Raw genomic sequence first — 16,929 nt, forward strand, 5'->3', positions numbered from 1 at the left:
AAATATAAATGAGAAGACAGCCTTTTTGAATACGGTCGATTATTTACTGCTTACGCTAATTCGGTTGCTGTTTCAGCTTTTTTGTGGCCGTAGTTGATCAAGCGCATAGCGTTGAAGATAACAACTAGGATACTGATTTCGTGGACGAACATCCCACTGGCCATGTAGATGAAGCCGGCGACTAAGCCTAGTAGTAAGAAGGCAACGACGCCGATGGCAATGACGATGTTTTCTTTGGTGTTGAGTACGGTTTTTTTAGCTAAGCCGTAAGCATGGACCAAAGCGCGGAAGCTGGATTGCATTAGGACAACATCAGAAGTTTCGATGGCGACGTCAGTGCCGCTACCCATGGCGATCCCGATGTCAGCAGTAGCTAGTGAGGGGCTGTCGTTGATACCATCACCGACGAAGGCAACGGTACGACCGTCTTGCTGGAACTGTTTAACGAATTCAACTTTTTGTTCAGGCATTAATTCAGCGTGAACTTCATCGATACCGACTTCTTTAGCAACATAATCGGCAGTAGCTTGGTTATCACCAGTGAGCATAACCAGATGTTTAGCACCTTTTTCACGAAGTTGTTGCAATTCAGCAGCGACTTCGGGGCGGATAATATCGGCGATACCTAACATTAATTCTAATTGGCCATCGACAGCGACCAGCACGATCGAGCTGCCAGTAGTTTTCAATTCGGCTAGATCTTCCTGCTGGCTGGCGCTTAAATGAACGTTATTGGCAGCGAGTAGTTTATGGTTACCGGCTAAAACCGCATGGCCGTCAATTGTGGCGCTAAGACCTTGTCCTTTAATGGTTTGATTGTCGGTGATAGCTAAAGCTTGGTAACTGTAATCTTTTTGATCAGCGTAGCTCACAACAGCACGGCCTAGCGGATGATCGGATAAGCTTTCGATCTTCGCGGTAAAGGCAAATGCTTGAGCTACTGGTAAGTCGTAGTTGTTGACTTTAGCGACGGAGGTATTGCCTTTAGTCAATGTACCTGTTTTATCGAAAACGAAAGTATCGACTTTTGAGAAAGTATCCATTGCGTCGCCGCCTTTGATCAAGATGCCGCGTTTGGCGCCATTACCGATACCGGCAACGTTAGAAACCGGTGCGCCGATAACCAAGGCACCAGGGCAACCTAATACTAAGACCGTGATGGCCAGCTTGAAGTCACGCGAGAAAATGAAGACTAATAGCGCGATGACAAGAACGGCTGGGGTGTAGTATTGAGCAAAACGATCGATAAACTTTTCAGCGTGGGACTTGGTATCTTGCGCATCTTCAACCAGTTCAATAATTTTGGCAAATGTTGTGTCGTCGCCGACTTTAGTGGCCCGAACTTTCAAATAGCCATCACTTAACATGGTGCCAGAGAACACGTCATCGTCTACTTGTTTAGTGATTTCCCGTGATTCACCGGTTACAGCGGATTCGTCGGTGTAGCCATGGCCATCAACGATAACGCCGTCGACGGGGATAGAGGCGCCAGTTTTAACCAAGACAATATCGTCTTCTTCGACATCATCGACATCGACTTCTTCAGTGGTGCCATCGTCGTGAACTAACGTAGCAGTAGTTGGGGCCATTTCAGTTAAGGATTTAATCGATTCACGCGTTTTGGAAAGCGTTCGTGCTTCCAAGTAGCTACCGAATAAGAATAAGAAGGTAACGATTGCGGATTCGTTATATTCGCCGATGATGAAGGCACCAATCACGGCGATACTAACTAACAGTTCAATACTGATGACTTTGACCCGTAGTGCTTGGTAGGCGTGAAGCATGATCGGTACTGCAGCAATAATTGAGGCAACGGCTAAGACGACATTGTAAGTTAATTGGCTACCAGCAAACTTTCCGGCGTAGCCTAAGACGATTAAGACGGCAGTGATCAACGTGATTTGATTGATGTGATTTTGAATCCAATTTTGAAATTTCATTTTCCCGCACTCCTTTTAATTTTACTGTTGATTGTTCAAGCTGGCGGTTCAGTGGCTGACGTTCCTAGGCCGTCAACCGTTGAACCGACTCCTTTTTTAACTTGCTTGGTTCAACTTGATGACTCTACTATAAGCGCTTGACGGCAGGTACGAATTGATAAAGGTCAAGTTTTAGCAAGTTTGTTGAAAAAGATTAAAACTTATTTTGAATTCAGCCGGTGCCACGGGTATCATGAATAGAGCAGAATAAAATTCGAGTATGGGGAAGGCGACGTGCGTGTTGACCAGTTTGAAAGCTAAATGTGTACTTGTTTTAAAAAAGTTTTTTTCCGGTGAGGAAATGTCCTATCGCGCCGTTTTTAGCCTATTGCTACCAGTGGTGGTCGATCAATTTTTCTTGATTGGTTTTAACTTCATTAATACCGCCATGATCAGTTCATCCGGCGCGGCGGCCATTAGTGCGGTTAATATTGTTGGCAGTCTTAATATTTTGTTGGTGCAATTATTCACTTCAATTGCATTAGGGGGCACTGTTTTAATCGCCCAATATTATGGTCGCAGAAACTATAAAATGATCGGTAACGTGGTTAATGGCGGTATTTACGCCACCGTTTTAGTCGCCACCACCGCTGCCATTTTATTTATGATATTACATAATGTGGTGCTCGGTTTGCTATTTGGCGCCGCCTCACCCGCTGTTATTGCTGGCGCACGAATCTATATGACCGGGATTTTGTTCAGTTATGTGGGTGAGTCGCTGATTGAAGGCATCAACGGTTGTTTGCGCGGAATTGACCGCACCAAGGTCTCGCTGCAGCTGTCTTTATTGATGAACACCGTTTACTTGTTGTTTAATTTCTTATTCGTGACCTATCTACATCTCGGTGTTTTCGGGCTCACACTGTCGTTAAATATTTCCCGCTACAGCATCGCCATTTTAGCGGTTTGGACGCTGTTTCGTAATCGAGCATTGTTTGGGTTGAAGTTTAAAACATTGCGCCACGTTAATTGGGGTCAAACCAAACGGGTACTTAAAGTCAGTGTGCCATTTGCGGCTGAATCTACCTTCTTTAACGGCGGCAAAATCATTATGCAAATGATGATCGTTACTTTAGGCACAGCGATGATTGCGGCCAATGCGATTGCCAGCTCGTGGATCCAACTATCGGAAATTATTCCTAATGCGCTCAGTGTGGCCTTAGTGCCAATTGTCGGTCAATGTATCGGCCGCAATAATATCGGTGATGCCAAAAAGCTGACCAAATCGTTTCTCGGGCTCGGCACAATTGCCTTTTTAGTGGTCGACCTCGGGTTATTGCCGCTGTTTTCAATGGGGATGCGGCTGTTTAATCCTGCACCAGCAACAATTCCGATTATTTTCCATATTTATTTGGTGATCATTGTGATGCACGCTGTTTTTTGGAGTTCCAGTTTCGTGTTGCCGGCCGCGTTACGGGCTGCTGGCGATGCCAAATTCACCACCGTGGTTTCGCTGATCTCAATGTGGAGCTTCCGAATCGGTGTTGGTTATTTAGTCGGTATCGTGCTCGGTTATGGTATTTTCGGGATCTTCGTGGTTATGTCCTGTGAATGGGCGATTCGCTCAACCGTTTACCTGCATCGTTTCCGTGGCAACCGCTGGTATCGGAATAAGTTGATTTAGTGCATTTTAATTGAATTAGGGTTAAGTTCTTTAAGTAAGGACTTAAGTTCAAAAACAGATACTGTTTGATTTGCTCTTCAATATACGGTTGAGCAACGACTTTTGGCCCGCCTTTTTGCAAAAAAATAAAGCTAAGCGAAGAATGCTGATTTAATAGCGTTTGCGCGGCTTTATTTTTTTATGTTTTTGATAGTAACGATCAAGCTCAGTTGCTCTAGGATAACGCTACTATAAATAATGCAGAAGCTAATCCCTTTTTCAACGCCGCTTTAGTTAACTTGCAAAATTTTCACTTGATAAGTCGTTTCCGGCGCGGTGACCGTGATCACTGTGGCGGCTTTTTTGCCACGTAAGGCGTGGCCGAGTGGGGAGGCAGTGGAAATTTTGCCGGCGGTGACGTCAACTTCCTCTTTGCCAACCAATTGATAGGTGACTTGGTCATGATCGTCGAGAAATTCTAAGGTGACGGTGTTGCCGATATCGACGGTACCGTCAGTTTTTGGTGTCATAATTTGGGCGTACTGTAATTGTTTGTTTAAATAGCGCATGCGGCTTTCTAAGTGGCGCAGATCACGCTTGGCTGAGCTGTATTCGGCGTTTTCCGATAAATCACCTAACGCGCGGGCTGCCTGTAAAACTTTAATGCGGTGGGGCTTTTCCTGCTGTAATTGATCGATTTCGGCGGTGATTTGATCGTGGCCATTTTGGGTCATTTTGTTGAAATAAGGTTGCATACTTGCCTCCGTTTTTTGTTTTAGTTGTACCACAATTTTAGCGGGTAAGAAAGTGCGACAGTGATTAAAAAAATAAGAAAAATTTTTGGTGCGACGGTTAGCTACCGGAAAGTAGAGTAGGTCGCGGCTAAGCTGAATTCCAACTTTTTTTGAAAACGTTTTATATAAAGTGCTAAAACCGATTGAGCTAAAAACGCTTGCATTTTATTAGTATGTCATATATATTTAATGACGTACTAATAAATAAAAAAGGTGGCTATCAGTATGCAACAAATCTATTTCTTCAACGAAGGTCGACGGGATATGCGTTCACTACTTGGCGGTAAAGGAGCCAATTTAGCGGAAATGACGCATTTAGGTTTACCAGTACCACAGGGGTTTACGATTTCAACAGTTGCATGTCACGATTATGAAAAAAATCAAAATCAACTTTCGGCTGAATTGCGGGCAGAAATTGCGCAAGCGTTAGGTCAGCTCGAAGAAATAACTGAGAAGCAATTCAATTCTGTGGCGACACCGTTATTGGTTTCTGTACGTAGCGGTGCGGCGATTTCAATGCCAGGGATGATGGATACTATTTTAAATTTAGGCTTAAACGATCAAACCGTGATCGGCTTAGCTGAACAAACACAAAATGAACGCTTTGCGTGGGACTGTTACCGCCGCTTGCTGCAAATGTTTGGCAACGTGGTTTACGGTATTCCTGAGCAAACTTTTGAAAGCGTATTAGCAAATTATAAGCGGCGCAATGGCTACCGTACTGACTTGGATATGACTGCGGCTGATTTAAAGGCAGTCGCAACTCGATTCCAAGAATTATACTTAGAGTCTGGTCATGGCGCTTTTCCACAGTCACCACAAGAACAACTTGAATTAGCAGTGGCAGCAGTCTTTACTTCATGGCAAAATCCGCGGGCGCAAGTTTACCGCGAATTACATCACATTGATAATAATATTGGGACTGCCGTTAATGTTCAGGCGATGGTCTTTGGCAATAGTGGTGCCGATAGTGGGACCGGCGTCGCCTTTACCCGCGATCCTGTCACTGGGAAACACAAAATATTTGGCGAATTTTTACAAAATGCCCAAGGCGAAGACGTTGTTTCTGGTGTGCGCACGCCGCAAGGATTACCAACCATGGCGGAAATGGCGCCGCAAGCTTACCAACAGTTTTTGACGGCAGTCGCGAAATTGGAAAAGCATTATCATGATATGCAGGATGTGGAATTTACGTTGGAACACGGAAAATTGTATTTCCTACAAACGCGCAGTGGCAAACGAACGGCAAAAGCTGCCGTTAAAATTGCGGTTGACCAAGTTGGTGAAGGCTTGATTGATCGTAATACCGCCTTATTGCGGGTTGATCCGGAACAAGTTAGTAATTTATTGCACCCTGAATTTGCAGCGGCTACTTTAGCGGCACATAAACCATTGACTAAAGGTTTACCGGCCAGTCCAGGCGCAGCTAGCGGCAAAATTTATTTCACCGCACCGAGTGCTAAAGCGGCGCATGAAGCGGGCGAACAAGTGATTTTGGTTCGGCAGGATACGTCACCTGAAGACATTGAAGGCATGGTAGTCAGCGAAGCCATCGTGACTTCTCGTGGTGGCATGACCTCCCACGCAGCAGTGGTTGCGCGCGGTATGGGTAAATGTGGCGTGGTCGGTTGTGAACATTTAATTGTTGATCAACAAAAACAACAGGTTACCATTAACGGCACTGTCTATGGTGAAGGGAGTGAATTATCCGTTGATGGCGCTTCTGGGCAAGTGTATGCCGGTGTGCTGACTGCCACTCAAGCAACGCAAGATCAAAATTTACAAACTTTGTTAAGTTGGGCGAAAGAAATCGGCCAAATGGATGTTTACGCCAACGCTGATACTGCCAACGATTTTGCTCAAGCATTGTCATTTGGCGCCAATGGTATTGGCCTGACTCGGACCGAGCACATGTTTTTCAAAAGTGATCGGCTGTTGAAAATGCGGCGCTTGATCATCGCTGGCACGGCGCTTGATCGGGTTGAACCATTAGCTGAACTGCAAGAATTGCAGACCGAGGACTTCTACCAGATTTACCGCTTGGCCCAAGGCAAAACGGTGACGATTCGCTTATTGGATCCACCATTGCATGAATTTTTACCGCATGATGCAAAGGAGATGGCGCGGGTGGCGGACGCGCTGAACATGTCAGTCAGCGCGCTGGAAAAGCGGGTGGCAGTGTTGCATGAAGCTAACCCAATGCTTGGCCATCGCGGCTGCCGCTTAGCGGTAACTTACCCAGATATTTATGAAATGCAAGTTACGGCCATCGTCAATGCTGCGTTGCGCTTAAAGCGCGAAGGTGTACCGGTTAAACCGCATATTATGGTACCATTGATCGATACACTGCCAGAATTAAAATGGTTAAAAGCGCGGTTGGTCGCTAAAATTAACGCATTGCTGGCCGCAGCGCACACACCATTGCATTACCAAATTGGTATTATGATCGAAATGCCACGGGCATGCCTGATTGCGGATCAATTGGCGCAAAGTGCTGACTTCTTTAGTTTTGGCACCAATGATTTGACGCAATTAACTTTCGGTTATTCCCGGGATGACATCGGTAGTTTCCTACCAACATATTTGGATCAAGGCATTTTAAAGGCTGACCCATTTAAAACACTGGATGTTGAAGGCGTTGGTAAGTTAATGAAAATGGCCGTAGATAAGGGCCGTTATGCGCGGCGTTCATTACCAATCGGTGTTTGTGGTGAGCTGGGCGGTGACCCTGCTTCGATTCGGTATTTTGCTTCAATCGGTATCGACTATGTTTCTGTGTCACCATTCCGAGTACCAAGCGCAATTTTAGCTAGTGCTCAAGCCACCTTACAGCGCAATTATCAAGCAAGTAAAGCGACTGTGCAGGCGCGCTAAAATTCGGGTATACTGAAACTAAGCGTATCGCAGAAAAGACACGTTTAAAATGATGAAGGATGGCGCTGGCCGTGGAATTTACTAAACGACAACGAGAAATAATAGCAATCGTTAAACGCGAGCAACCAATTAGTGGGGCGAAAATTGCCGCGCACTTGAATTTAACGCGGCCAACTTTGCGGAACGATTTCTCGATTTTGACGATGACAGGTATGCTGGACGCCAGGCCAAAAGTCGGGTATTTTTATGCGGGCCAGCAGGTGGCTAATTTATCGTTTGCAGCGCTATACGAAGCGCCAATTGCGACGATCATGTTGACCCCAGTGCTGATCAAGCCAACGATGACAGTGCAGGATGCAATCACCAGCATGTTCATGAATGATGTGGGCTCGCTGTACGTAGCGGATGAGCAGCAGCAACTACTAGGCGTGATCTCGCGTAAAGACTTACTGCGTAGCACAATTAGCGGCGGTGATCTACAGCAAAACTACGCCTCCTTGATCATGACGCGGATGCCGAATGTGGTTACCACCACGCCAGATGTACGCATTTTGGACGCCGGCTATCTATTAAAGGAGCACCAAGTCGATTCATTACCGGTGCTAGCCGCAGAAACGCAAAAAATTGTGGGCAAGATCACTAAAACACGATTAATGACTTATTTTGTTGAGCAAGGATTGAAATTCGAGCAAGAGCGCGTTTAAACGTGGCGGATATAAAAATATAGGCTAAGCTAATTTTTGGAGTAAGGAAGTGGCGTTGTGATTATTTACATTATTTCGGATGCTGTTGGGGAGACAGCACAACAAGTGGTGCAGGCAACTTTGCTGCAATATCCACAACTAAAACCAGTAGTGCGGACGTATCCATTTGTGACGACGGTTGCTGAATTAGCACCGATCATGCAGGATGCGGTGGCGGAAAAAGCCGTGGTGGCGACAACGTTTGTAGCGGCTAAATTAGCCGCGTGGGCAACAAACTTTGCGCAACAAAACGAGCTACAATTAATTGACTATATGTCACCGCTACTGCAAGTGATCACCGAACAAACAGGCACGGCGCCTTTGGAACGGCCGGGGATGTTGCACACGATCAACGCAGATTATTTCAAAAAAGTAGCGGCACTGGATTTTGCGGTGGCTCACGATGACGGCCAAGGGTTACAAAGCTTGGCTAAAGCCGACTTAGTTATTCTTGGTGTTTCGCGGACATCGAAAACGCCAGTTAGCTTGTACTTAGCGGATCAACGACTCAAGGTGGCCAACATTCCGCTATTGCCAGACAATCCATTGGTTGCAGCTGTTTATCAGCTACCTAAGGAAAAATTAGTCGGCTTGACGATCAGTCCGCAGCGGCTACAAAAAGTACGACAAACGCGGATGACCGCGATGGGGTTAACCGCAGACAATTACTATACTGACGTGACCGCCATTGAAAAAGAGCTGGCCTACGCTACCGAAATTTTCGCTAAATTACAGATCACACCCATCGACACCACAGAACGTTCTGTGGAAGAGACCGCGGCCCTGATCATGCAGCGCTAAAGATGGTACACGTTTAAACGATAATGTTCGGCAACTAAAATGGACTGCGACATAATTTTACATATGTCACAGCCCTATTTTTTTCTAACGATAAGCGAATTGTTTTTACAAAATTAACCGCATCACGTATACTGTGTATGTTAGAATCAATCTAAACAGATAACCATTATTGGTCAGAAAGAAGGAATCACCATGCCCATTGATGTCCGTGATGCCCAAGCCGTGTATAAGGATGCCGGCGAAAATATTATTTTTCAAACTTTATTGTTAAAACGCGATGATCAAGCTGCTGAATTAGCAGCTATTCAAGATCTCGCTGAAAATATGCAGTCGGTGATCAATAGTATGGTCATTCGCTATCCTGAAGGCCGTTTGAGTATTTCCTTTGGTTTAAGCGCGGCGGCGTGGACCTATTTATTCCCTAACGCACCACGGCCAAAGGAGTTAGAAACTTTCACGACAATTGAAGGGCCTAAATACGTAGCGCCTGCGACCGGTGGCGATCTCTTTTTCCACGTTCGCGCACAAACCGCGGCAATCACCTATGAAGTGATGGATCAGCTCGGCAGCTTTATTCAAGCAGCGACGACTGTTTTAGATGAAACACACGGTTTCCGCTATTTTGAAGGTCGCGCAATTATTGGTTTTGTTGACGGTACGGAAAATCCAGCAACAGTGGAAGGCGCTGATTACGCGTTGATCGGCGAAGAAGATCCAGAATTCATCAACGGCTCTTACGCGTTTGCCCAGAAGTATATCCATAATATGGACGCATGGAAAGCGCTGAAAACTGAAGATCAGGAAAAAGCCATTGGCCGGCGTAAATTCTCCGATAAAGAATTACCAGACGACGAAAAATTGAAAAACGCGCATAACGTGGTATCGCAGGATAACGAAAATGGCGTTGAACATAAAATCGTTCGCATGAACGTGCCGTACTCTGATCAAGGTGTTACTGGTACGTATTTCATTGGTTACGCGCGCGAATGGGCAATCACTAAGCGGATGTTGACCAGTATGCTGACTAATAGTGACCGCTTATTAGATTTCAGCACGCCGATCACTGGCGAAGTGTTCTTTGTACCGTCCAAAACGGTGCTGGCTAAAATTGCCGATGACGAATTATAAGTGATAATGAAGGCGGCTAGCGTAAGTTAGCTGCCTTTTTTAGAAAGGATAATTATGCAAACACAATATTATTGTGCACTTGGTGACAGTATCACGGACCGCCGTAATCAATTGGTGGCAAAATGGTACTACGACTGGTTAGCCGAGTGGTGGCAACTCACCAAAACGAGCGTATTGGCAGTTTCTGGTGCGACCGTTAGCGCTGAATTTGACTCAATGGCGCAATTTTGCCAGCTGATTCCAGCTGGTTGCGACACGATAACACTATACGGTGGTATCAATGATCTTGGTCGCAGTCAGCCGTTGGGACAGCTCGGTGATACTGCGCCAACTACTTTTTACGGTGCGCTAGATCAGCTATTGGTGCGCGTTTTACAGGCACATCCAGACGCCGCCGTTTACTTCATTTCTCATGTGCGTATCGGCAATGCTTTTTTCCCGCCAGTCAATCAGCTGGGCTTACAGCAAGCTGATTATGAAGCGGCAATTGCTGAAGTGACCGCGGCTTATGGGGTGCCACACTTAAGCTTGTATCATAGTTGGCTAAACTTCGCGGATCCACAAATGGCGGCACAATACAGCCTGGATACGCTCCACCCCAATGATGCTGGGCAGCTGGCAATTGCCCACTTGATTGATGATTTCGTGCGGGCGCAAGTTTAGACAAAAAAAGCCAGCCAACGTTATTAGCGTTGCTGGCTCTGGTTAATTTAATCAGTTGCTGGCTTTTCTCCAGCTAAAATCCGGTTAGCGGCAGCTTTACTTAAATTATAATGATAGTACTTTAAGTAAAATTGCTGAGTCTTTTCCGTCATATTAAGCGACTTGAATTGCGTAGGGTGCAGCTTCTTAGCTGCCCACAGGACTTGCAAAGACTCCTCAGCACTATAACGATCCCAGGCAAAGGTTCCTTGGGGATTGCCGTAAACACGGCCAGCTTTGACCGCTTTTAGGTTGGCAAAACGGGAATCAGCGCGTAAAGTTTTCAGCGCAGCTTTACTAGTAGTGCTACCGACAATAATCACATCAGGATTAGCGGCGACAACTTGTTCAGCGGTAACCGCAATCATATTACCTTTAGCTGTTAACGCGTTCTGGCCGCCGCTTAACTTGATCCACTCATTGACGATCGTATCACGGCCATCGACTTTTAATAGATCCTGCGAATTGACAATATGCAGGACTTTAGGCTTTTTCGTGGTTTTCTTTAAATGATTGGCCACGTAATTGATATTGCCATTTAATTCTTTCGTGTACGTTTTGGCGATGCTAGGCGCTTTGCCATCAAGGACTTGTGCAGTGACTTTGACTGATTTTTTCAAACCAGCAAAGTTTTGATACATTAAATTAACTGCAGGAATACCGGCTTTAGTGGCTTGTTCCGCTTGGGCCGCATCGGCCGTCAACACAACATCAGGCTTAAGTTTCAATAACTCCTCGGTTTGTAAGTCATCACCGCTGAATGGGGATGTGACAGTCTTGATTGCTGGAAAAACTTTGGTGAACCAAGGCATTTGTTTAATCGTATCAGTGGTTGCAACGAGCTTTTTCTGACCGTTTAGTAATAAAACAACTTGATTGTTGGCGTGCCACAAATCAGCAACGCGGGTTACTTTTTTGGGGATCTGAACGGTTTTACCGGTTAAGTCAGTAACATTATGGGTACTGGCAGCTTGTGTCGGTGCGGTTGCGACTAGGGTTGTCGTCAGAACTAAACCAAGTGTGACGGCCCATTTTTTCCATATTTTCATGATGATCTCCCTTTAACGATAATCTGCCTTGAAACTTTTTCACATTTAGGAATAAAGCTTAGTGCCTCTCCAACACACTCTAGTAAACGTGGTTGGAAAGGCAGATTTCTGCGCTTGCTATGTTTCTAGGTTTCTAAATGTGGTTGAATCAACGATACAAGTTTTTTGGTGGCTTTCGGGCAGTTCAACGACTTGGAGCGGCAGTTGATATACTTGACTGAGATTTTCACTAGTTAAGATTTCAGCTGCGGCGCCGCTATGCCATTGACCGTCCTGGGCTAACGTACTGACCTGATCATTTAGTAATAGTGCTTGATTCGGATCATGGGTGGTTAGTACGATACCATAACCGTCGTGCGCTAACTGGCGGATTAATTGCAAGACACGCACCTGATTGGCCACATCTAAGGCAGAGGTAGGCTCATCGAAAATAATTAGTGCTGGTTCCTGTAGTAAGGCACGGACAATACTAGCCAGTTGCTGTTGGCCGCCGCTAACTGCCGAATAACTATTGTCGGCACGGTCGGCGAGACCAAAGCGTTTTAGTAATTTATTAGCTTGCTCGATATCGCTTTGACGTGGCGCGGCAAGCAAGCCAAGATAAGGGGCGCGACCTAATAACACATAGTCACGCAGGCTAAAAGCAACTGGTGTACGTTCACTGCTCATTTGGGGCACGTACGCAATTTTACGTGCTCGTGCAGCGGGAGTAACTTTAGTCAATGGGTGATCATCTAGCATGACGGCACCGTGTGTAGGCTGATAAACACCGGCTAAGCAATTGAGCAGCGTCGATTTACCAACCCCATTTGGCCCAAGGATACAATGAATCTGACCACTATGTAATTCAAAATTGATTTGGTTGAATAATGGTGTTTTTTGATAGGCGAAACTTAGCTCCTTGGCAATTAAGGTGGTCATGAGATAGTCACTCGTTTCTTCAATAATAGCCAGACGAATAATGGGGTGCCGATAAAACCGGTTAAGATCCCTAATGGAATCTCGCCAGCACTGACGGTACGTGCCAATGTGTCCAGTAGTAACAAGAAAATAGCCCCGAAAATAGCGGCAAGCGGCAAGGATTTAGCATTATTCTGCCCGTTCACTAAACGTGCGGCGTGTGGGATCACTAAGCCGATCCAGCCAATCGTGCCACTAAGGCAAACCGCACTAGCTGTGAGTATCGTGGCACATAAAATAACGATGCCCTGTTCTAAGCGTAAATTGGCGCCAAGCGTGGTTGCTTCTAATTGATTTAAGCTCAGTAAGTTTAGCCGCCAACGCAACGCATAAAGTACGACACCGGCAATTAGCAATGTCGGCAGATTTAAACCTAAATTAGTCAAGGTGACTTTTTCTAGGCTCCCTAGCTGCCAATAAGTGATGCTAGGCAATTGCTGATCAGGGTCGGCCATATATTTCATTAGGCCGATCACAGCTTGCATGAAGCCGCTGATAATGATGCCGGCTAGTACCAGAGTCAGACTGCCGCGCGTGTGCAGTAAACGCTGAATTGTGAGCGCTGCACTAACTGCCAACAAGCCACCGATAAAGGCACTGACTTGGATGCCTGCTGAATGATAACCGAGCAGAATTGCTAATGCGGCTCCGGCTGCGGCCCCATTTGACACACCGAGTAAGTCAGGGGATACCAACGGATTGTGGAAAATTGCCTGAAAGGCAGTCCCAGAAATGGCTAGTGCCGCGCCAATCGTCGCTGCCGCAATGATCCGCGGCAAACGTAATTCGAGCAGAACTTGTTGGCTAGTCGCATCCACTGCCGGTGCTAAATGTAATGGATGCAAGATGAAATGCAGAATTGTGCTGGGTGCCAGCGGGTAGCGGCCGGCGCCCAATGCAACGAAGGCGACAAAAATTAATAGCGCGACGCTTAAGCCGAATAGATGCTGATTAATTTTTAACGCTGGTTTACGAATGATTTTGACCTCCTTTCGTTACAGTTGCTCCATTGAAAGTATACCATTTAAAAAGGCGCCGACTTATTAGGGAATTGACTAATTTAAATTTGTGTAAGCGTCTGTCATACTAAGCGTAACAAATGATAAAATTCGCACATTCTTGATTGAATGATAGAAGTGAGGGAAACGCCGTGCATTATGTTGCCATCGCAGCGCAACCACTAGATGTAAACGCGCTGTATGAAAAGCTAAAAGCGCCACAATTTGGCGGGATCGTCACCTTCATTGGCACAGTTCGCCAATGGACTGACGATGTGGAGACGACATCACTTGACTACACTGCTTATACGGAAATGGCCGTTAAAGAGCTGACTAAATTAGCCGTTGAAGTTGAAGCCAAGGGTGCTAACGTTATTATCGTCCATCGTGTCGGCCATTTAGAGCTGACTGATGAGGCAGTTTTTGTGGGCGTAGCAGCAGCACATCGCGGCGAAGCATTTAAGTGGTGCGAGTACCTGATCGATACTGTCAAAAAGCAAGTGCCAATTTGGAAGAAAGAGTACGATACTGACAAAATCCGCTGGGGAGGTCCGAATGATGTTCAACGTTAAGTTATTTGCAATTTTAGCTGAACAAATTGGCCGTAGTGAAGTCGAATTATCGATTGCGACACCAATTACAGCCGCTACGGTCAAGGCCGCATTACAGGCACAATTTCCCCAGACTGCAGCTGTTCTAGCTGATTGTCTTGTCGCCATTAATCAAACATTTGTGAGTGAGGAGCATTTTGCCCCTGACGAAGTATCCGAAATTGCCTTAATTCCACCAGTTAGTGGTGGTTAACATAGCGTGTTTGCAAAGCGGCAGTATAAGCTTTTACAAACACATTTACACTTAATGATGGCACTAGGCCACCGTTAACAATGATAAGGAGGAATTTTTCATGAAACAATTATACGACCGCTACGATCGTTTGCATAACTATATTCGGATCTCAATCACGGATCGTTGTCCGTTACGTTGTGTTTATTGTATGCCAAAGGAAGGCTTGCCATTTTTCCCAACTGAACGAGTTTTATCTCAGGATGAAATTGTTCAAATGGTGGAAAACTTTGCGGAAATGGGGATTTCTAAAGTTCGTTTCACTGGTGGTGAACCACTATTACGTAGTGATGTCGTTGATATTGTGCGCCGTGTTCATGAAATTCCCGGTATTGACGATATCTCGGCTACCACGAATGGGTTGTATTTACCACGCAAAGCGGCAGCCTTGAAGGAAGCCGGCTTACAGCGCTTGAATATTAGCTTGGACACCTTCGATGCGGAACGCTACAAAAAAATCACTCGTGGTGGTAATATTAAGCAAGTATTGAAAGGCATTGAAGTCGCTGCTGAGCTTGGCTTTATGATCAAGTTGAATGTAGTAGTGATCAAGGGACAAAACGATGACGAATTGCTTGAATTTTTGAACTATACCCGTGATCATAATGTCAATATTCGGTTCATCGAATTTATGCCAATCGGTAATCCACTAAAAACATGGCAAAAAGAATACGTTGGTTTGAAGAATGTATTCGATATTTGCGATGAAAATGGGCTTGATTATAAACCAATCGAATTAACGGGTAACGGCCCATCTGAGAATTTCAAAATTAAGGACGCTGTAGGGAGTTTTGGTTTGATCCACCCTATTAGTAATAAATTTTGCGAGACCTGCAATCGCCTGCGGATCACGCCTGATGGTTATTTAAAAGCTTGCCTATACTGGGATGAAGAAATCAATATTCGTCAAGCGATTCCAGATAAGGAGGAATTTCAACGCCTGATCCAAAAGGCATTGGACAACAAGCCATTGAACCACGAAATGGCAATGGCCGATGCGGATAAGGTGGTCAACAAAGCCCCAACATGGCGTCATATGAGTCAAATTGGAGGTTAAATTATGCAGAAAGAAGCGAGCTCCAAATCTAGTGCGATCATTGCACTGATCATGGGGACTTTGGCCATGGCTGGCTGTTTCATGGCTTGGTCAAGCTTTGCACCACTGGCGGCACAAATAACGACCACGTTCCATTTGTCTGAGTCGCAAAAGACATTACTTTTAGCGACACCAGTCTTATTGGGATCAATTATGCGGATTCCCGTGGGTATTCTCAGTGATCGTTATGGTGGTAAAAAAGTTTATATTGCTTTAATGATTTTTGTTCTAATTCCCTTATTCTTAGTACCACGAGTACATTCGTTTGGTCTGCTATTAATTGTTGCCTTATTGCTAGGGATGAGTGGTACGTCCTTTGCTGTCGGGATTTCATACGTTTCCGTCTGGTTCCCACCAGAGCGACAAGGCTTGGTGTTAGGAATTGCCAGCCTTGGTAATATTGGTAATGCCATTTCGGCTTTGACCTTACCGCGAATCGCCGCTAAATGGGATTTCAGTATGGTTTACAATGTGCTGATCGGCGTTTTACTTGTATTGATTGTTTTATTCATTGTGTTATGTAAGGAAATGCCAGTCGATAAAACTAAAACGCTCAAGGGCTCGTTAGCAGTTGCTAAAGACGCTAACACTTGGTACTTATCTTTATTTTATGCGTTAACGTTTGGTTTATTTATGTCATTTAGTAACCTAACGCCTACTTTGTTGAACGGCTTATTCAAAATGAATCCAATCAATGCCGGGATGTTTGCGGCTGCTTTTGGTGCATTGTGTACGTTAGTTCGTCCAATCGGTGGCGTGTTGTCCGATCATTTACGGCCAATGCAATTATTGCAGTGGGTCATGATTGGCATCGGCGTTTTTGCTGTAGAAATGGGCTTGACCTTAAGTGGTATTTCGCCATTTGTTACTGGGTTAGTCTTGATCGGTGTGATTGCCGGACTAGGGAACGGTATTATTTTCAAGATGGTGCCGTACGTGTCTAAAGGTAATACTGGGGCTGTAACTGGCTTTGTCGGCGCAATTGGCGGCTTAGGCGGTTACTTCCCACCAATTCTGTTAGGCAGCTTAAAACAGATGACAGGGAGCTATGCGGGTGGTTTCTGGTTACTCGCAATATTTGCCATTCTCTGTTGGTTTGTCCTTTACCGTCAATTTATTCGTGGCGGCTCGCATATTGTGCAATAATTAGGACACTTTGATTTAAGCCAGTAACATAAAATTTACATCAAGTTAGGCACTTTTTCATTGTTTGTAGTAGCAAAATAATGGAAATAGTAGGCTTAGCTTGGTGTTTTTTTATTGGCCTAAATGGTATAAAATTAATTGAGTTGCGTAATGAAAAACAGTAAGCACCTAATAACAGACCGGATATGAATCGGCCAATAATCGCGGTATCAT

The 16,929-nt window shown here is 45.3% G+C and carries 15 protein-coding genes; 10 read left to right on the forward strand and 5 right to left on the reverse strand.

Going from position 1 to position 16,929, the window contains the following annotated elements:
- Window positions 1-50: 50 nt before the first annotated feature.
- Window positions 51-1,940: a heavy metal translocating P-type ATPase gene (locus tag EKM80_RS13030; protein ID WP_125553904.1), complete on the reverse strand. Its 1,890-nt coding sequence runs from the start codon at window positions 1,938-1,940 to the stop codon at window positions 51-53.
- Between the two features lie 340 nt (window positions 1,941-2,280).
- Here EKM80_RS13030 and EKM80_RS13035 point away from each other — a divergent pair, with 340 nt between their 5' ends.
- The gene (locus tag EKM80_RS13035; protein WP_225418887.1) at window positions 2,281-3,603 is read left to right on the forward strand and encodes an MATE family efflux transporter; all 1,323 of its coding nucleotides are present in this window, start codon (window positions 2,281-2,283) and stop codon (window positions 3,601-3,603) included.
- Window positions 3,604-3,872: 269 nt separating this feature from the next.
- Here the strand turns inward: EKM80_RS13035 and greA are convergent, their stop codons facing one another.
- A complete protein-coding gene (gene greA / locus EKM80_RS13040; protein WP_125553908.1) occupies window positions 3,873-4,337 on the reverse strand; it encodes a transcription elongation factor GreA in 465 nt (154 codons plus the stop codon).
- A 264-nt stretch (window positions 4,338-4,601) separates the two neighbouring features.
- Between greA and ppdK the strand changes: the two genes are divergently transcribed.
- From ppdK to EKM80_RS13065, 5 genes are all read left to right on the forward strand, one after another.
- Entirely contained in the window at window positions 4,602-7,250 is a 2,649-nt protein-coding gene (gene ppdK, locus EKM80_RS13045; RefSeq protein WP_125553910.1) for a pyruvate, phosphate dikinase, read from the forward strand.
- Window positions 7,251-7,321: 71 nt separating this feature from the next.
- Window positions 7,322-7,954, forward strand: coding sequence for a helix-turn-helix transcriptional regulator (locus EKM80_RS13050; RefSeq protein WP_225418888.1), 633 nt, complete (start codon window positions 7,322-7,324; stop codon window positions 7,952-7,954).
- Window positions 7,955-8,011: 57 nt separating this feature from the next.
- Window positions 8,012-8,794, forward strand: coding sequence for a pyruvate, water dikinase regulatory protein (locus EKM80_RS13055; protein WP_125553914.1), 783 nt, complete (start codon window positions 8,012-8,014; stop codon window positions 8,792-8,794).
- A 192-nt stretch (window positions 8,795-8,986) separates the two neighbouring features.
- On the forward strand, window positions 8,987-9,922 hold the full coding sequence (locus tag EKM80_RS13060; protein ID WP_125553916.1) for a Dyp-type peroxidase: 936 nt from the start codon (window positions 8,987-8,989) through the stop codon (window positions 9,920-9,922).
- 54 nt (window positions 9,923-9,976) lie between these two features.
- A complete protein-coding gene (locus EKM80_RS13065) occupies window positions 9,977-10,585 on the forward strand; it encodes an SGNH/GDSL hydrolase family protein (protein ID WP_125553918.1) in 609 nt (202 codons plus the stop codon).
- A gap of 47 nt (window positions 10,586-10,632) precedes the next feature.
- Here the strand turns inward: EKM80_RS13065 and EKM80_RS13070 are convergent, their stop codons facing one another.
- The 3 genes from EKM80_RS13070 to EKM80_RS13080 all read right to left on the reverse strand — a co-directional run bounded on the left by EKM80_RS13070 (window position 10,633) and on the right by EKM80_RS13080 (window position 13,589).
- Complete coding sequence (locus EKM80_RS13070; RefSeq protein WP_125553920.1) at window positions 10,633-11,673, reverse strand: ABC transporter substrate-binding protein; 1,041 nt, start codon at window positions 11,671-11,673, stop codon at window positions 10,633-10,635.
- Between the two features lie 117 nt (window positions 11,674-11,790).
- Window positions 11,791-12,594 (reverse strand): ABC transporter ATP-binding protein, encoded by an 804-nt coding sequence (locus EKM80_RS13075; protein WP_125553922.1) that lies wholly within the window; start codon window positions 12,592-12,594, stop codon window positions 11,791-11,793.
- On the reverse strand, window positions 12,591-13,589 hold the full coding sequence (locus tag EKM80_RS13080; protein ID WP_164509567.1) for a FecCD family ABC transporter permease: 999 nt from the start codon (window positions 13,587-13,589) through the stop codon (window positions 12,591-12,593). Before EKM80_RS13080 ends, EKM80_RS13075 begins: the two co-directional genes overlap by 4 nt.
- Window positions 13,590-13,783: 194 nt before the next feature.
- Here EKM80_RS13080 and EKM80_RS13085 point away from each other — a divergent pair, with 194 nt between their 5' ends.
- From EKM80_RS13085 to EKM80_RS13100, 4 genes are all read left to right on the forward strand, one after another.
- Window positions 13,784-14,203 (forward strand): molybdenum cofactor biosynthesis protein MoaE, encoded by a 420-nt coding sequence (locus tag EKM80_RS13085; protein WP_125553926.1) that lies wholly within the window; start codon window positions 13,784-13,786, stop codon window positions 14,201-14,203.
- Window positions 14,187-14,435, forward strand: a complete 249-nt coding sequence (locus tag EKM80_RS13090; RefSeq protein WP_225418889.1) for a MoaD/ThiS family protein — start codon at window positions 14,187-14,189, stop codon at window positions 14,433-14,435. Before EKM80_RS13085 ends, EKM80_RS13090 begins: the two co-directional genes overlap by 17 nt.
- Before the next feature lie 100 nt (window positions 14,436-14,535).
- Window positions 14,536-15,531: a GTP 3',8-cyclase MoaA gene (gene moaA / locus EKM80_RS13095; protein ID WP_125553930.1), complete on the forward strand. Its 996-nt coding sequence runs from the start codon at window positions 14,536-14,538 to the stop codon at window positions 15,529-15,531.
- Window positions 15,532-15,534: 3 nt separating this feature from the next.
- On the forward strand, window positions 15,535-16,716 hold the full coding sequence (locus EKM80_RS13100) for a nitrate/nitrite transporter (protein WP_125553932.1): 1,182 nt from the start codon (window positions 15,535-15,537) through the stop codon (window positions 16,714-16,716).
- Window positions 16,717-16,929: the final 213 nt, after the last annotated feature.

Origin of the sequence: Loigolactobacillus jiayinensis (assembly GCF_003946445.1) — a bacterium.
GTDB lineage: Bacteria > Bacillota > Bacilli > Lactobacillales > Lactobacillaceae > Loigolactobacillus > Loigolactobacillus jiayinensis.

Coding starts and splice junctions, on each gene's coding strand:
- EKM80_RS13060 (WP_125553916.1), top strand. CDS start 8,987: ATGCCCATTGATGTCCGTGATGCCCAAGCCGTGTATAAGGATGCCGGC.
- moaA (WP_125553930.1), top strand. CDS start 14,536: ATGAAACAATTATACGACCGCTACGATCGTTTGCATAACTATATTCGG.
- EKM80_RS13065 (WP_125553918.1), top strand. CDS start 9,977: ATGCAAACACAATATTATTGTGCACTTGGTGACAGTATCACGGACCGC.
- EKM80_RS13100 (WP_125553932.1), top strand. CDS start 15,535: ATGCAGAAAGAAGCGAGCTCCAAATCTAGTGCGATCATTGCACTGATC.
- EKM80_RS13075 (WP_125553922.1), bottom strand. CDS start 12,594: ATGACCACCTTAATTGCCAAGGAGCTAAGTTTCGCCTATCAAAAAACA.
- EKM80_RS13030 (WP_125553904.1), bottom strand. CDS start 1,940: ATGAAATTTCAAAATTGGATTCAAAATCACATCAATCAAATCACGTTG.
- EKM80_RS13090 (WP_225418889.1), top strand. CDS start 14,187: ATGATGTTCAACGTTAAGTTATTTGCAATTTTAGCTGAACAAATTGGC.
- ppdK (WP_125553910.1), top strand. CDS start 4,602: ATGCAACAAATCTATTTCTTCAACGAAGGTCGACGGGATATGCGTTCA.
- EKM80_RS13035 (WP_225418887.1), top strand. CDS start 2,281: ATGTCCTATCGCGCCGTTTTTAGCCTATTGCTACCAGTGGTGGTCGAT.
- EKM80_RS13070 (WP_125553920.1), bottom strand. CDS start 11,673: ATGAAAATATGGAAAAAATGGGCCGTCACACTTGGTTTAGTTCTGACG.
- greA (WP_125553908.1), bottom strand. CDS start 4,337: ATGCAACCTTATTTCAACAAAATGACCCAAAATGGCCACGATCAAATC.